Below are 15,078 nucleotides of genomic sequence, written 5' to 3' on the forward strand. Positions count from 1 at the left end.
GATGGCCGAACGGTTCGTCACCGGCACTGTCCGTCGTGGACGGTCGTCTGGGCGGCGCGTACCGTCCGCCCGCTCGACTCTTGCGGCCTCCCGGCGAGGTGCGACGAAGCGGCCCGGATCATCGCGATCCGGACCGCCTCGCCCGGCCGTCCGCCCACTCACCCGATCTGGGTGAACCGCTCCAGCGCCAGCACCATCGCATCGGGCCCGATCGCTATCGCCCGCGCGTAGGGATACTCCAGTTCCCACACCGAGAACAGCAGCAGGGCGATCATGCTCGCCGCCGCCGTGATGACCGCCAGGTGCGCCGCCCGCCCGGGGATGCCGAACAGGAACAGCACGCCCATCACCAGCACCGCGCCGGCGATCAGGACCAGCCACATCACGCCCGACAGTCCGTCCTGGGAGGTGGCCAGCCGCTCGGCGCGGGCGTTGTACAGCACGCGGATCTGGTCGCGGCCGTCCTCCTTCACGGCGTTCTCGATGTCGCCCGTGGGCGACCAGCTCGACCACTGGGCGCGGATGGTGTCGGCGATCGTCCAGCCGTCCGGACTCACCTCGACATGGTCGGTCATCTGCTGCCACTCGACGTTGACCACCTGATCGGCGTACCGCACGCAGAGGTCCTGCACCGCGACGCGCTGGGCGTCGGGCAGATTCTGGGCGTCCCAGTAGATCTCGACGACCGCGGCCGACTCGGCATAGCTGGTCCGCTGAGCCTCCGACATCTGCTCCCACACCGCGATGAGCACGAAGGCGAGCACGATCGCGTACAGGACGCTCACGATCTCGAAGACCGAGCCGGCCACCTCGTTGTAGGGCTCGCGCGTCTCCGGAGGTGAAAAGCGTTGCTGGACAAGGGCGAGGGCTCCCGCCAGGATGGCGGCGCCGACGACCACGACCGCCCCGAGAAGCCACACGTTCATCGCTGTACCCCTTATATGTCCGGGCTTTGGGTTATCTTGCACTAACTTGGAGTCATCATGCGAGTATCTGCGGTCGCCTCGGCGCGGCGTGTGCGCCGTATCCCCCTTTTGTTGTCCTGCGCGGGTGTCGTTGCGGGCGCGGCGGTCTTCGGGCTGGCCGTGGCCGGCACGGTCGTGCGCGAGGAGGCCTCCGCCGCGCCCGTGGGCGCGGCCTGCCTGACGTGGCAGGACCCCATGACCGAACAGCACAAACTGTCCAGAGTGGATCACGGTGACGGCGCGCGGGTCACCGTCGCCTCGCTGCCGTACCGCGTCAACGCCGTCGGCTTCGCCGAGAAGCAGGAGGCGCTCTACGGCCTGACCCCGACACGCGGGGACGGCTCGGGGCCGGACCTGATCCGCATCGACCGGGAGGGCCGGACGCGCGACATCGGCCCGGTCAAGGGTGAGTACTTCAAGGGCCTGTCCGGCGCCTATGTCGGCGACGTGGTCGGCGATCGGCTGGTCGTGCTCGCCGACGCGCACATCGTGTCGATCGGGATCGACCCGGCGAACACGGCCGAGTTCGGTTCCATTGTGGATAGTGTTCGCGTCTCCACCCGGCCGCGCTTCGGTGACTGGTCCTACGACGCCTCCGACGGGAAGCTCTACGGCATCTCGTCGACCGCCGGCGGGACCCTGGTCAGTGTCGAACCCGCCAGTGGCCGTGTCGTGCTGCGGCCTGTGCGGGGACTGCCGCGCGGCGGGTTCTACGGCGCGACCTTCCTCGTGCCGGGCCGGACGCTGTACGCCGTGATCGGCGACTCCGACGGCCGTGCGGTGCTCTACCGCGTCGCGCTCGACGGCGGCGAGCCCGCCGTTCCCGTCGTCCGCTGGCCCGCGCTCGACTCCGCCGACGCGGCCTACTGCCCGCGTCCGGTGGTCGATCCGACGCCGACGTCCTCGCCGACGCCGAGTCCCAGTACGCCCTCGCCTTCGCTCTCCCCGTCGCCGTCGCCGACGACTCCACCGCCGTCGCCGAGCGTGTCTCCCTCGGTGTCGCCGCCTCCATCGCCGAGGGCGTCACCGCCTCCGCCGGCGCCGTCCGTACCGGGCCCGGCTCCGCGTCGGCCTCCGCCTCCGCCGGCGCCGCTCATGCCTCCGCCGCTGCCGGTCGAGCTGGTGATCCCGGTGCCTCCTGAGGCGCCGGTGAAGACCAGTTCCCCCGAGGACCCGCACCGCAAGCGAGCCATGGTGCTCGGCGCGGTCCTGATGGCGCTGTCGGGTTCGGCGGGCGCGCGTTCGCTGCGGAGGCGCTGACCAGTCGGGGGGCCGAGCGCCGTCCAGGGGACGTCACGGTGAGCACGGCGACCTCGCCGTGCTCACCCTCCTGATAGGACCGTTCGTGCGCCGACGGCCCGAGAGCCGTCGGGCGCAAACCCGCACGCCTGAAACCCGTCCGAACCCGCACGATTCGCCCTAGGGTGAAACCGAGCGCAGGGAGGACGGCATGACCACGGCACCGACCCTGACCGCAAGCTCCCTGGCGACAGCCCGCGACGTCGCCGCCTGGTGGTGGCGGCTCGGCTTCGGCGCCCGCCGCGACGCCCTCCTGCGCTGGTCGGCGATCCTCGGCCGCCGCGCCCCGGAGATCACCGCCGTCATGCGCGTCGAGGGCGGCAAGGCCGACGCCGACGCGACCATCGAGCTGACCGTCGCCGTCGAGCACCTGCGCTGGGCCGCGCGCAACGCCGAACGCGTCCTGCGCCGCCGCCGGGTCCGCGGCACCTGGCTCTCGCCGGAGCAGCGCGCCGAGCTCGCCTGGCGGCCCTACGGCGTCGTCGGCGTGATCGGTCCATGGAACTTCCCCGTCCTCACCCCGCTGGCCTCGATCGGGTCGGCCGTCGCGGCGGGCAACGCCGTGCTGTTCAAACCCAGCGAGCACGCCCCCATGGTCGGCCGGCTCCTCACCGAGACGGCGACCGAGGCCATGCGCGGCGCACCGCTGGTGACGTTCGTCGAAGGCGGACCCGAGGCCGGCGCCGCCCTGGTCACCTCCGGCGTCGACAAGGTCGCCTTCACCGGCTCGACCGCGACCGCCGCCAAGATCCTGGCCGCCGCCGCGCCGACGCTCACGCCCGTCCTCACCGAGTGCGGCGGGAAGGACCCCGCGATCGTCGCGGCCGACGCCGACCTCGACCGCGCCGCCGCCTCGGTGCTGTGGGGCGCGATGTTCAACGCCGGGCAGGCCTGCGTGGGCATCGAGCGCGTGTACGTCGTCGACGAGGTCCACGACGAGTTCGTCCGCCTCCTCACGGCCAAGGCCGCCAGGCTCACCGCCGGCCGCGACGGCGACCTCGGCGCGATCGCCGTCCCCGCCCAGCTCGACGTGATCACCCACCACATCGCCGACGCCCTCGACCGGGGCGCGCGGGCCCTCACCGGCGGCCTCGGCGCCATCGAACCGCCCTACGTCCAGCCCACGATCCTCGTCGACGTCCCCGACGACGCCCTCGTCGTCACCGAGGAGACCTTCGGGCCCGTCCTGCCGATCCTGCGCGCCGCGGACCTCGACGACGCCGTCGCGCGCGCCGAGTCGGGCCGCTACCACCTCGGCGCCGCCGTCTACGGCGGCCGGCAGGCACGCGCCGCCGCCGACCGCCTCACCTGCGGCATGGTCTCGATCGACTCGGCGCTGTCCTTCGCCGGGCAGCCGTCCCTGCCTTTCGGCGGACGCGGCGCCTCGGGCTTCGGCCGGACCCACGGCGAGGCGGGGCTGCGCGAGTTCGCGGTGGCGCGCTCGACGGTCACCCGCCGCGGCCGCCAGCCCTTCGAACTGACCGGCTACGAGCGCGGACCCCACGCGCTGCCCTTCGCCGAGACGGTCCTGCGCAAGGTCTTCGGCGGCGCGCGATGAGGCCGGCCGGAAAAGTCGGCGAGACTGGGACGCCGGCTGTCGAGAACCGCCCCGCCCGTTCGTATAAGGGGTGAAGCCGACCCGCCCTAGGAGGAACCATGAAGTACCTCATCAGCATGTACCAGCCCGACGGCCCGATCCCCGACAAGGAGGTCCTCGACGTAGTCATGCGCGACCTCAACGCCCTCGGCGAACAGATCCGCGAGGCCGGCGGCTGGGTCTTCGCCGGCGGACTCCACCCGCCGAGCACCGCGACCGTCCTGCGCGCACGCGACGGCGAGGTCGTCATGACCGACGGCCCCTACGTCGAAGGCAAGGAACACCTCGGCGGCTTCACCATCGTCGAGGCGCCCGAACTCGACACGGTCCTCGCCTGGGCCGGGCGCGAGGCCGAGATCACCGGACTGCCCATCGAGGTCCGCCCCTTCAGCTTCGACGAGTGACACCCGAGGACATCGCCGACGTCTTCCGCGCCGAGCACGGCCGCGCGGTCGCCGTCCTGACCGGCTCCTTCGGCGATCTCGACATCGCCGAGGAGGCCGTCCAGGACGCCTTCGCCGAGGCCGTTCGCCGCTGGCCCGAGACCGGCCCGCCGCCCAGCCCCGCCGGCTGGATCATCACCACCGCGCGCAACCGCGCCCTCGACCGCCTCCGCCGCGAGTCCACCCGCGAGGCACGGCAGGCCCAGGCCGCGCTGCTCAGCGCCCCCGACCGGCCAGGAGACGAGGGACCCGTGCACGACGACCGGCTCCGCCTCATCTTCACCTGCTGCCATCCGGCGCTGGCCGCCGAAGCCCGCGTCGCCCTCACCCTGCGCCTGCTCGGCGGCCTGTCCACCACCGAGATCGCCCGCGCCTTCCTCGTCGCCGAGACGACCATGGCCCAGCGCCTCGTCCGCGCCAAGGGCAAGATCCGCGACGCCCGCATCCCCTACCGCGTACCCCGCGACGCCGACCTGCCCGACCGCCTCGCCGCCGTGCTCGCCGTCGTCTACCTGATCTTCACCGAGGGGCACACCGCCACCTCCGGCGCGGACCTCGTCCGCGGTGACCTCTGCGCGGAGGCCGTCCGGCTCGGCCGGCTCCTCCACGAACTCATGCCCGACGAGCCCGAGGTGACCGGACTGCTCGCGCTGATGCTGCTCGTCGACTCCCGCCGGGCCGCGCGGACCGCCCAGGACGGACGGCCGGTCCTGCTCGCCGACCAGGACCGCCGTCGCTGGGACCGGGCGGCGATCGCCGAGGGGCACGCGCTGGTGCGCCGTTGCCTGCGCCGGGGCAGTCCCGGGCCCTACCAGTTCCAGGCGGCGATCAACGCCGTGCACGCCGACGCGGCCACCGCCGCCGACACCGACTGGCGCCAGATCCTCGCCCTCTACGACCAGCTCCTCGCCTTCGCGCCCAACCCGGTCGCGGCGCTGCATCGGGCGGTCGCGGTCGCCGAGATCGACGGTCCGGGCGCGGGGCTGGCACTCGTCGACGCGCTCGACCTCGACGGACACCACGTCTTCCACGCGGTTCGGGCCGACCTGCTGCGCCGGCTCGGTCGCCGGACCGCGGCGGCCGAGGCGTACCGGCGTGCGCTCGCGCTCAGCAGCAACGAGTCGGAGCGGGCCTTCCTGCGCGACAGGCTCACCGAAGTCGGGAACACGCCGACGCCCGGGCCGTAGGAAGGCCCGGGCGTCGGCGCGGTCGATGCCGCCCGGCCGCGCGGGGTCAGCGCGTGCGTGCGGCCGGGCGGGCGCCCAGGGCTTGTCTTGTGGGTGCGATGAAACCGCCGTGTCCCCGCAGGGAGCCCACCGGACGAGCTCTTACACCCGGCGGAAACCGTCGGGGGTCATCATGTCGATGTCGGAGATCTTCACCGACTCGCCCGGCTGGGGCGCGTGGATGACCTTGCCGTCGCCGACGTAGATGCCCACGTGCCCGAGACCGGCGTAGAACACCAGGTCCCCGGCGCGCAGCTCACCGCGCGAGATCGACGTGGTGGCGTTCCACTGGTCGACGGTGTAGTGCGGCAGGGACACGCCCGCGGCCGCCCACGCGGCCATGGTCAGGCCGGAGCAGTCGTAGCCGTCCGGGCCGGTCGCGCCGAAGACGTACGGGATGCCGATGGCGCCGTAGGCGAAGGAGACCGCCTGGCCCGCCTTGCCCGACACCGCCGGGATCTCGCCGTCGTAGGTGCTCGACGAGGTCTCGGCCTGCTCCTCGGCCAGCTTGTTCTCCAGCTCCTCCTTCTCCTCGGCCAGCTTCGACACCGTCTTCTTGGCCGCGACCAGATCGGTGTTGAGCTGATCCTTGGCCGCGTTGGCCTCGGCGATCGCCGTCGCGGCGTCGTCGACGGCCTGCGACTGCTCGCGGGCCAGGTCGGAGAGGTCGGTGAGCTGGCTGAGCAGCGTGCCGCTGTCGTCGAGCGTGGTGGCCGGGGAGCCGATCAGCGCGACGGCGCTGTCGATGGCCCGGTCGGAACCGGCGATGGTGTCCTCAAGGGCCTTGATCCGCTCGACGAGGTCGTCGCGCTTCTCGACGGCCTTCTTGTAATCGGTCGAGGCGGTGTCCAGTTTGTCCTCTGTGCTCGGCGCCGCCTGCGCCATGCCGGGGGCGAGGAGGGTCGCGACGATCGCGCCGGTGAAAACACCGGCACAGGTCGCGGTGCGGATCAGGCCGCGAGTCCGGGTCTTGCTGATTCGTCTGTTTCCAGGCAACTTGCAGTCGTCTGCCGACAAGACGGCAACCCTTCTTCCATCAAGCCGCTTACCGGGTTAGCTGACGGGTTCGGGCCGGAAGATCGCCCTACCGCGCTCGGCGCGGATTCACCCCAGTACTCGGTGGGTCCCCGATTCGCCTCGGTGCGGCGACTCAGCGGCACTCGCACGGTCACTCCCTTGCTGGGAGTGAGGAGTACCGTACGAGCCCGGTGACGCTAACCGAGAGTGTTCGCGATTGCCTATGGTGCAGTGGAATAGCCCACACGCAATACGTGGCGATCACGGAGCAATCGGACCGCCTCTGGCAGGATGTGCTGATGCTCAAGGGTTTCAAGGAATTCCTCTTTCGCGGCAACGTCGTCGACCTGGCCGTCGCCGTCGTCATGGGCGCCGCCCTCACGGCCATGGTCACCGCATTCACCGGTGCGTTCCTCACGCCCCTGATCACACTGGTCACGGGTGGTTCGGAGAACGGTGGCAAATTCACCGTCAACGGTGTGGACTTCCCCTATGGGACGTTCATCGACGCCGTCATCACCTTCGTCTTGACCGCGGTGGTCATCTACTTCATAGTCGTTTTGCCCGTCCGCAAGGTGATGGAACGGATGAGGCGCCAGGAGGAGGCCGAAAAGGACGAGCAGCTCGAACTGCTCCGGGAGATCAGGGACGAGCTGCGCCGCGGGAACTCCGCTTCCTGACCCCTCGCCCGGTTTGCGGCCACAATCCCGGGGGCGCCGGGGACGCCACGGCACCGCCGTCGGTGTTCACCGGTGCTCCTTTTCCGAACCTGGCGAATTCGTCGCCGTCGAGAAAGCCGGTGGGAAACACGTCGCCGGCTGCGCGACGGGCGATGGCGGCGTCGTCGAAGGGCCGGTCGGATCCGCACAGCACGATGTTGCCGAAACGGCGTCCCCGCAGGACGGTCGTCCCGCCGAGGAGGCGGCCCTGGCCGAAGACCGAGCCGATCGTCGCCGCCAGCGAACGGGTGTACTTCAGCGGTCCGCCGTCGCCGGCGTTCATCAGCAGGCTGCCGCCGGTCCTCAGCACGCGGGACACGTCGGCGAAGAACTCGGCCGTGGTCAGGTGCGGCGGGGTGACGTTGTCGGCGAACACGTCGAGGACGATCACGTCGTAGCAGTCGTCGGGCGCGGCGGCCAGCTGCTCGCGGGCGTCGCCGATGCGCACCTTCACCTTGCCGCGCTTGGGAAGCGGCGCCTTCTCCCGGACCAGCGCGACCAGTTCGGCGTCGATGTCGACGGCCTGCTGGTACGAGCCGGGCCTCTTCGCCGCGACGTACCGTGGCAGCGTGAGCGCCCCGGCCCCCAGGTGCAGCACCCGCAGCGGCTCGCCCGAGGGGGCGAGGGAGTCGACCACATAGGACAGATAGCGGATGTAGTCGAACTCGAGGTGCAGCGGGTCGTCGAGGTCCACATGGGACTGTTCCGAGTCGCCGACGTACAGGTAGAAGCGGTTCGGGCGCTCGGGGTCGGGTTCCATGCGGGCGGTCATCGTCAGATGGAGTATTCCTGGAAGAGCTTGTCGAGGTCGGTGACCTTGGCGTCGGATCCCCAGCCGGCGATGGCCACGCCGACGTCGGGGTAGTAGGAGTAGCTGCCGTCGATGGCCACGTAGGGGATCGAGTACTCGTCGGTGCCGGACTTGCCCGACCCGTTGAAGGTGTCCTTCAGGCCGAACGACGAGGCGACGTCCTTCTCGAAGTCCTCGCCGCCGCTGTCGACGAACAGGATGCTGCCGGCCTTGTACTCGTCCTCGACGTCGGTGTCGAAGCTGCAGTAGACGCGGGCGGGCTCCTCGCCGATCTTGTCGAGGGCGCGCGTGAAGCCGCCGCTCTCCGGGCCCTGCCAGGCCTCACCGGAGTCGGAGACCCAGCACTCGTTGAGCGCCTTCTTCCACGGTTCGAAGAAGGAGCTGAGCGCCGAGGGCACCGAGGCGCTGCCGTTCATGACCGGGCCGTCGTCGCTGAGGTCGGTGAAGAAGTCGCCGAAGATCCCCGACGTGACGCTCGGCTTGATGAACGTGCCGTAGCAGCAGAAGCCGAGCAGGGCCACGATGACCAGTGCGATGATGGGGCCGCGCTTGCGGTTCCTGCGCGGCACGAACACCGGCTGCTGCTGCTGGTGCACCGGTACCGCGTAGGGAACCTGGATGATCTGCGGCTGCGGCGGAGGCTGCGGCGCGCGCTGCACCGGCGGCAGGATCGGCGGTCGCGGCGGCGGGGGAGTGTAGGCCTGCTGCTGGGGCGGTGGCGTGTACGCGTTGGGCGCGTGCTGCTGCTGCTGTTGCTGCGGACGGTACGGCGGCGGCGAGGGCGTCATCATCGGCGAGGACGGCGCGCCGGAGACGGGCGGGCCCGAGACCGGGGGAGCCGACATCGGCGAGTTCGACGGCGCCGGGTTGTGCGCGTGCTGCGACGGCGAGCGGTAGCCCTGGTTGGACTGCTGCGGCGCGGGCGGACCCGAGCGCGGCGCCGAGGGCGGGGCCGACATGGGCGAGTTCGACATCGGGGAGTTCGACGGCGACTGGCCGGGGTTGGGTTTGGCCGCGCCGAGCTTCGCGGCGCCTTCGGCGACGGCGACCTCGGGCTGTTCGAGGACGGTCGGCGGAATTCCAAGTCCACTGTGGAGCATGCGGGCGACCAGCGGGACGCGGCTCGAACCACCGACCAGGAACAGCCCGGCCAGCTGCGCCGGTTCGCAGCGCGCCTCGCGGATCACCCGCTGGGTCTCGTTGATGGCCCGCTGGAGGAGCGGCGTGGTGAGCCGCTCGAACTCGTCGCGGGTCAGGTGCAGGTCGGTGTCGGTCTCGGGGACGTTGACCGGCGCGCTCGTCGTGCGCGACAGGGACTCCTTCGCCCCGCGGACGTCGTCCCACAGCAGCTGGCGCGACCGGCGGTCGGCCGAGCCCTCCGGATTGGAAAGACGGCGCCACAGCGCCGGATCGCGCTGCGCGATGAGCTCGCCGAGGTGGTCGACGAGCGCCGAGTCGAGGTCGACGCCGCCGAGGTCGGGGAGACCGCCGGTCGACAGGACGGTGAAGGTGTTGCCGTCGCGGCGGACGACGGCCACGTCGAGCGTGCCGCCGCCGAAGTCGAACACGCCGAGGGGCCGGCCGTCGTTGACCTGGTGGCCGAGAACGGTGGTGAAGTAGACGGCCGCGCCGACCGGCTCGGGGATGAGCCGCACGTTGTGCAGCCCGGCGGTGGCCGCCGCGCCGGTGAGGATCTCCCGGCGGCGCGCGCCCCAGGCGGCCGGGAAGGTCATCACGACGTCCTGCGGGATGGTCCCGGCGACCCGGCGGACCTCGCTGACGACGCGCTTGAGGACGGCGGCGAACAGGTCGGGGACGCGGTGCTCGCTGTCGCCGAGAAGGACGGTCTGTTCGTCGATGCGCTGCTTCGGGTTCGGTTCGTACCTGGTGGGGTCGAGGCCGGCACGGCGGACGGCGTCGCGGCCGACCTGTATCTGCCCGTCGGAGTCGGCGTAGACGGCCGAGCGCAGCAGCGGCGTCCCGTCGTCGAACAGCATTGATTTGGTCCGGCCGTCCGGGTAGGCCAGCACCGCGACGGTATGCGACGTACCGAAGTCCACGCCAAGACGCACCGCGATCTCCATTCTCAGGGGGCCGACACAGCATAGAGCCGAGCCGCATCCCGCATCCCCCCGCGCGTGGCCCCGGTCACCGGGCCCGGCGCGCGGGCTCGGTGAGCAGGTCGGGGGCCGTCAGGGGGTCGGTCGGTCGTCGCAGCCCTCGCCATCGTCGCGGCCGGTCTGGTTGAGGCGGTCGGAGTAGTGCTCCTGGGCGAGGTGGCGCAGACCGGCCCAGATCTGCTCGCCGATGACCGTGCCGATCACCGCGCCCTCGACGGCGCTGTCGATGTCCGGGCGGGCGCTGACGAGGCCGACCTCGATCTCGGCGACCGAGGCGGCGGAGTCGGCGTAGGCCGGGAGCAGCGCGGCGAGGTCGTCGTCGCCGAGGTCGTACAGCGTGGCCAGCGAGTTGACGATCATCTGGCGCGCGCGGACGTTGTCGGAGTTCCAGCCGCGGGCTGCTGCGAGCGCGTCGAGTTGGGCGCGGGCGCGTTCCTGGCCGGGTGTCGGCGGGCCCTCGTCGGCGACGGTGAGGGTGGCGTGGGTGGCGGTGCCGAGGGCGCGGTGGAGGTTCTCGCCCTTGGCGTCGATGGAGTCGAGCAGCTCGCGGACGCCGGCGACGGGGACGCCGCCGATGTCGATGAGGGCGCGGATCAGGCGGAGCCTGCGCAGGTGGCGGGCGTCGTACTGGGCCTGGTTGGGGCTGGTCCGCTCACCGGCGGGCAGCAGCCCTTCGCGCAGGTAGTACTTGATGGTCGGGATCGGTACCCGGCTCTCTCGGCTCAACTCGGCGATTCTCATGCGCATCTCCCCTTGCGATCTTTCCCGATCGTAGTGGATAGTTCGACTATGGATACCAGACAGCAGCACTATCTAAAAGAGGCTCTGCCGACTCCGGCCCGCTACCACCGTCCTCTCCTGTGGCTCGCCGGCCTCATGGCCGTCACCGCCGTCGTCGCCGCGGTGGGGCTCCTCGTCGACGACCGGACCCTCACCAACATGCCGATCTGGGCCAAGCCGCTGAAGTTCGGGCTCTCCATCGGCCTCTACGCCCTCACCATGGCCTACCTGATCCCCTTGCTGCGCAAGGGGAAGAGGACCGGGTGGTGGTTCGGGACGGTCATCGCGCTGATGCTGTTCATCGAGATGGTGGTGATCGTCGGGCAGGTACTGCGCGGCCGCACCAGCCACTTCAACGAGGCGACCGCATTCGACGCGACGCTGTGGATCGTCATGGGTGCCAGCATCACCGTCATGTGGCTGGCCAACATCGGCGTGGCGCTGTTCCTCGCCTGGACGCCCATCGGCGACCGCGCGCTGACCAGGGGGATCCGCTGGGGGATGTCGGTGGGCATCGGCGGGCTGGCGGTCGGATACCTCATGGCCCGGCAGGACACCGGCCACCTGGAGAGCGTCGCCGGAGCCCACTCCGTCGGCCTCGACGACGGCGGTCCCGGCATGCCCCTCCTGGGGTGGAGCACCGTCGGCGGCGACCTGCGCATCGCCCACTTCGTCGGCATTCACGCCATGCAGGTGCTGCCCCTGCTCGCGTTGTGGCTCGGCTGGCGCGCCACCAAGCGGGTCAGGCTGGCAGACGAGGGCCTGCGGGCCCGGATCGTGCTGGTCGCCGGGGTCGTCTACGCCGGGCTGACGGCGCTGGTGCTGTGGCAGGCCCTGCGGGGCGAGTCGCTGATCCACCCCGGCGCGGCCACGTGGACGGCGTTGGGAGCGCTGGCGCTGGTGACGGCGGCGGGCCTGGCGTGGGCGTTCAAGGGCCGGGGGCGACCGGTCGCAGGGGACGTGGAGCGGGAGTCGGCGCGGGTGGGTTGAGAGTGAGGTAGGGCGGCGGCTGTGCTTTCGCACGAAGCCGGCGCCCTGCCGCGAGTTCGTCAGCCGGTGCTCTCCCGAGGGCAGGCGCACCCCATCCCCAGCAGCGGACGCATCCGCGTGATCAGGTCCGACCTCCCCGTCAGCGGCCGGTCGAACCCGAGCCGCACGAAGCGGTTCTCCCCGGCGGTGAACGCCATTCCGTAGCGGTCCAGCCGCACCATCCGGGGCGGCACGTCTCTCGACAGTTCGCCGTGCCCTGCCGCCGACAGCTGTGCCACGGCGAAGGCGGCGACCTCGTCGCGGTGGTGGTCGTCGAGGTCCCCCAGTAGTTCGGCCTCGTCGGCGGCGACGGGATCGGGCTCGGCGGCGGCGTAGGCGTCGAGGTCGACGTCGATCCAGCCGGAGCGCCGTTCGAGTCGCACCTCGGCCACGTCGAGGCGGTAGAGGGTGTACCCCTCCCCGACGGCGAGGAGGTCGCCGGCGGGGTTGACGGCGGCGAAGGCCAGGGCGGCGTCGCGAGCGTCCTCGGCGACCAGCGCGGTCGCCCATCCCGACAGCCAGAGGCGGCCGAGGGTGGGGGAACCGGCCAGCGGCGGGACGTCGTCGACGCAGAGGAGCGCGGCCACGTCGTCGCCGGGCTCGCAGGCCAGCGCGGCGGCCGTCGACCCGCCGTCGCGGACCAGCAGGAGCGGTGTGCCGTCGGAGACGGTCGCGTGGCGCACCCGCAGCGGCCCGCCGAGGCCGGTGCGGACGGTGCCGGTCAGGCGGCCCGTGGCGAGTGTGCGGGTGATCTCGGCGGGGCTGGGATGCATCGCGAACCTCCTGAGGTAAGTTAGGACAGGCTAACCTAAAGAGGAGGTACCTGGTGAACCAGTCCCGGCCGAAGGTCCGGTTGTCCCGCGCGCTCGGCATCCCGCTGACTCCGAAGTGCGTCAAATACTTCGAGAAGCGTCCCTACCCGCCCGGCGACCACGGCCGGGCCAGGCGCAAGCCCTCGGACTATTCGGTGCGGTTGCTGGAGAAGCAGCGCCTGCGCCACCAGTACAACATCGGCGAGCGCCAGCTGCGCCGTACCTATGCCGACGCCCTCAAGCGCCCCGGCAAGAGCGGTGAGAACCTCGTCACCCTCCTGGAGCGCCGCCTCGACGCCGTCGTGCTGCGCGCGGGTCTCGCGCGGACGATCTACCAGGCGCGCCAGCTCGTCGGCCACGGTCACGTCACCGTCGACGGCAAGAAGGTCGACATCCCGTCCTACCGCCTGAGCCCCGGACAGGTCGTCTCCGTCCGCGAGAAGAGCCGGACCATCACGCCCGTCCTGGTCGCCGCGGCCGGCGGACACACCAACGGCACCGCCCCTCCCTACCTCTCGGTCGCCCTCAGCGACCTGCGCGTGACCCTCATGCGCGAACCCGTCCGCTCCGAAGTGCCCGTGCACTGCGAGGAGCAGCTGGTCGTGGAGTTCTACTCCCGCTGACGACGCGAAGAAGCGGTGGCCCTCCCGGGGCCACCGCTTCGGCGTGTCAGGCCGCGTGGCCGCCGTCGACGGTCAGGCACGCGCCGGTCATGTACCGGCCGCCGTCACCGGCGACGAACGCGATCGTCTCGGCGACCTCCTCGACCGTGCCGAAACGCCCCAGCGCCGTCTGGACGCGCTGGCCCTCCGCGAAAGGGCTGTCGGCCGGGTTCATCTCGGTGTCGATCGGGCCCGGCTGGATCAGGTTGGCGGTGACGCCGCGCTCGCCCAGGTCGCGGGCCATGCCCTTGGTCAGGCCGACCAGGGCCGACTTGGTCATCGTGTACAGGGTCAGGCCCGGCCCCGGGGTCTTGGTGCTGGCGGTGCTCCCGACGGTGATGATCCGGCCACCCTCCCCGAGGTGCTTGGCCGCCGCCTGCGAGGTGATCACGATCGAGCGGACGTTCACGGCGAGCAGGTGGTCGAGGTCTTCCAGGGTCGTGTCGTAGAAGGCGCCCATGGCGCCCCGGCCGACGTTGTTGACCAGGATGTCCAGGCCGCCCAGCTCGCTCACCGTGCGCTCGACTGCGGCCGCCGACTCGGCGGCGTCGGCGGCGTCGGCGCGGATGGCCACCGCGCGGCCGCCCTCGGCCGCGACCTCCTTGACGAGCTGCTCGGCCCGGTCGGCGGAGTTGGCGTAGGTGAATGCGACGGAGGCGCCGCGGGCGGCCAGCGCCCGTACGGTGGCGGCGCCCATGCCGCGGCTGCCGCCGGTGACGAGGGCGGTCTTGCCGGTCAGATCGGACATGTCTTCCTCAATCCATAAGGGGAAACGCTTGTGCCCTTATGAACACCGCCGTCCTCCGAACGGTTGCGGTTGCCATGTCAGGGATCCGACAGAGGTCACCCGGCGGAGTGACGGCCGTCGGCTCCGGTCGCCACGAACCACCACAATCCGCCCCCGGACGGACGCATTCCGGTCGATTGTCACCCTGTGTCGGCAGGTGATGCACCCTGTGTCCACGTGGGACTGTTCCCCGGCGTTCGCTATGCTCCGTCGGCCCCGTGTTTCCCGCCAAAGCAAGGATCGAACGACGTGAGCGCTGACGCCATCATCGAGGCGTATCTCAAAGGCACCGAGGACGGTCTGCGCTGCAGACGTGCCGGGACCATGTCCGTCAACAGTGGACAGCTTTACTTCTTCGGGCCCGAAAGCGATGAACTCGACGGCTACTTCGGCGGAACCGAGGGGTCCCTTCCCAAGGGCGACCACCCCGTCTACGTCGTGACCGAGCCCGACGAGACCGCGATCGTGCGCATGGTGCTGGTGCCCCTCGGCGGTGGCCTGCCCGTCCGCTGGGAGTGGCGCCAGTACGGCCCGACCTCCCTCGAAGGGGGTCTGGTCGCGTTCAGCCCGGAGTGGGCCGACTGGGAGCCCGACGTCGACGAGGGTCTCGACGAGGCCGGCGGGATCGACGTCGAGGACGGCCCGGCCTACCGCCCGGTGTTCACCACCGAGTCGGGCGACACCGTGCTGGTCATCAACATGGACGCCAGCATCTGGTACGCCTACGAGTGCTTCGACGCCGAGGGCGAGCTGGTCGCGCTCCTGGTGGACTTCACCGACGGGGACGTTCCCTCGTCCTGACCGGTGGGAA

The 15,078-nt window shown here is 71.2% G+C and carries 15 protein-coding genes and 1 riboswitch; of the genes, 8 read left to right on the forward strand and 7 right to left on the reverse strand.

What is annotated here, in order from left to right:
• Positions 1-158: 158 nt before the first annotated feature.
• Positions 159-926, reverse strand: a complete 768-nt coding sequence (locus AB0I28_RS08755) for a hypothetical protein (RefSeq protein ID WP_357491104.1) — start codon at positions 924-926, stop codon at positions 159-161.
• A gap of 57 nt (positions 927-983) precedes the next feature.
• Here AB0I28_RS08755 and AB0I28_RS08760 point away from each other — a divergent pair, with 57 nt between their 5' ends.
• From AB0I28_RS08760 to AB0I28_RS08775, 4 genes are all read left to right on the forward strand, one after another.
• A complete protein-coding gene (locus tag AB0I28_RS08760; RefSeq protein WP_357491106.1) occupies positions 984-2,225 on the forward strand; it encodes a hypothetical protein in 1,242 nt (413 codons plus the stop codon).
• A gap of 190 nt (positions 2,226-2,415) precedes the next feature.
• Complete coding sequence (locus AB0I28_RS08765) at positions 2,416-3,822, forward strand: aldehyde dehydrogenase family protein (RefSeq protein WP_357491108.1); 1,407 nt, start codon at positions 2,416-2,418, stop codon at positions 3,820-3,822.
• Between the two features lie 98 nt (positions 3,823-3,920).
• Positions 3,921-4,265, forward strand: a complete 345-nt coding sequence (locus tag AB0I28_RS08770) for a YciI family protein (protein WP_357491110.1) — start codon at positions 3,921-3,923, stop codon at positions 4,263-4,265.
• The gene (locus tag AB0I28_RS08775; protein ID WP_357491112.1) at positions 4,262-5,491 is read left to right on the forward strand and encodes an RNA polymerase sigma factor; all 1,230 of its coding nucleotides are present in this window, start codon (positions 4,262-4,264) and stop codon (positions 5,489-5,491) included. Before AB0I28_RS08770 ends, AB0I28_RS08775 begins: the two co-directional genes overlap by 4 nt.
• Positions 5,492-5,632: 141 nt before the next feature.
• Here AB0I28_RS08775 and AB0I28_RS08780 read toward each other — a convergent pair whose 3' ends face one another.
• Positions 5,633-6,526, reverse strand: a complete 894-nt coding sequence (locus AB0I28_RS08780) for a C40 family peptidase (protein WP_357491114.1) — start codon at positions 6,524-6,526, stop codon at positions 5,633-5,635.
• Positions 6,527-6,556: 30 nt separating this feature from the next.
• Positions 6,557-6,696: riboswitch (cyclic di-AMP (ydaO/yuaA leader) on the reverse strand.
• Positions 6,697-6,801: 105 nt separating this feature from the next.
• Between AB0I28_RS08780 and mscL the strand changes: the two genes are divergently transcribed.
• The gene (gene mscL / locus AB0I28_RS08785; protein WP_357491116.1) at positions 6,802-7,227 is read left to right on the forward strand and encodes a large conductance mechanosensitive channel protein MscL; all 426 of its coding nucleotides are present in this window, start codon (positions 6,802-6,804) and stop codon (positions 7,225-7,227) included.
• Here mscL and AB0I28_RS08790 read toward each other — a convergent pair.
• The 3 genes from AB0I28_RS08790 to AB0I28_RS08800 all read right to left on the reverse strand — a co-directional run bounded on the left by AB0I28_RS08790 (position 7,190) and on the right by AB0I28_RS08800 (position 10,938).
• Positions 7,190-8,038, reverse strand: a complete 849-nt coding sequence (locus AB0I28_RS08790; protein ID WP_357491118.1) for a fused MFS/spermidine synthase — start codon at positions 8,036-8,038, stop codon at positions 7,190-7,192. The genes mscL and AB0I28_RS08790 overlap by 38 nt on opposite strands.
• Positions 8,039-8,040: 2 nt before the next feature.
• Positions 8,041-10,149, reverse strand: a complete 2,109-nt coding sequence (locus AB0I28_RS08795; protein ID WP_357491120.1) for an Hsp70 family protein — start codon at positions 10,147-10,149, stop codon at positions 8,041-8,043.
• A 120-nt stretch (positions 10,150-10,269) separates the two neighbouring features.
• Positions 10,270-10,938 (reverse strand): MerR family transcriptional regulator, encoded by a 669-nt coding sequence (locus AB0I28_RS08800; RefSeq protein ID WP_357491122.1) that lies wholly within the window; start codon positions 10,936-10,938, stop codon positions 10,270-10,272.
• 48 nt (positions 10,939-10,986) lie between these two features.
• Between AB0I28_RS08800 and AB0I28_RS08805 the strand changes: the two genes are divergently transcribed.
• Entirely contained in the window at positions 10,987-11,967 is a 981-nt protein-coding gene (locus AB0I28_RS08805) for a hypothetical protein (RefSeq protein ID WP_357491124.1), read from the forward strand.
• 59 nt (positions 11,968-12,026) lie between these two features.
• On the opposite strand, the gene AB0I28_RS08810 is transcribed toward AB0I28_RS08805, so the two are convergent.
• Positions 12,027-12,779 carry a DUF2470 domain-containing protein gene (locus tag AB0I28_RS08810; protein WP_357491125.1) on the reverse strand — a complete coding sequence of 251 codons (753 nt, stop codon included), beginning with the start codon at positions 12,777-12,779 and terminating at the stop codon, positions 12,027-12,029.
• Positions 12,780-12,832: 53 nt separating this feature from the next.
• On the opposite strand from AB0I28_RS08810, the gene rpsD reads away from it, so the two are divergent.
• A complete protein-coding gene (gene rpsD, locus AB0I28_RS08815) occupies positions 12,833-13,441 on the forward strand; it encodes a 30S ribosomal protein S4 (RefSeq protein WP_357491128.1) in 609 nt (202 codons plus the stop codon).
• 46 nt (positions 13,442-13,487) lie between these two features.
• Here rpsD and AB0I28_RS08820 read toward each other — a convergent pair whose 3' ends face one another.
• Positions 13,488-14,228 (reverse strand): SDR family oxidoreductase, encoded by a 741-nt coding sequence (locus AB0I28_RS08820; RefSeq protein ID WP_357491129.1) that lies wholly within the window; start codon positions 14,226-14,228, stop codon positions 13,488-13,490.
• A 288-nt stretch (positions 14,229-14,516) separates the two neighbouring features.
• Between AB0I28_RS08820 and AB0I28_RS08825 the strand changes: the two genes are divergently transcribed.
• A complete protein-coding gene (locus tag AB0I28_RS08825) occupies positions 14,517-15,068 on the forward strand; it encodes a hypothetical protein (RefSeq protein ID WP_357491131.1) in 552 nt (183 codons plus the stop codon).
• Positions 15,069-15,078: the final 10 nt, after the last annotated feature.

This window comes from Phytomonospora sp. NPDC050363 (assembly GCF_040655735.1).
Taxonomy (GTDB): Bacteria; Actinomycetota; Actinomycetes; order Mycobacteriales; family Micromonosporaceae; genus Phytomonospora.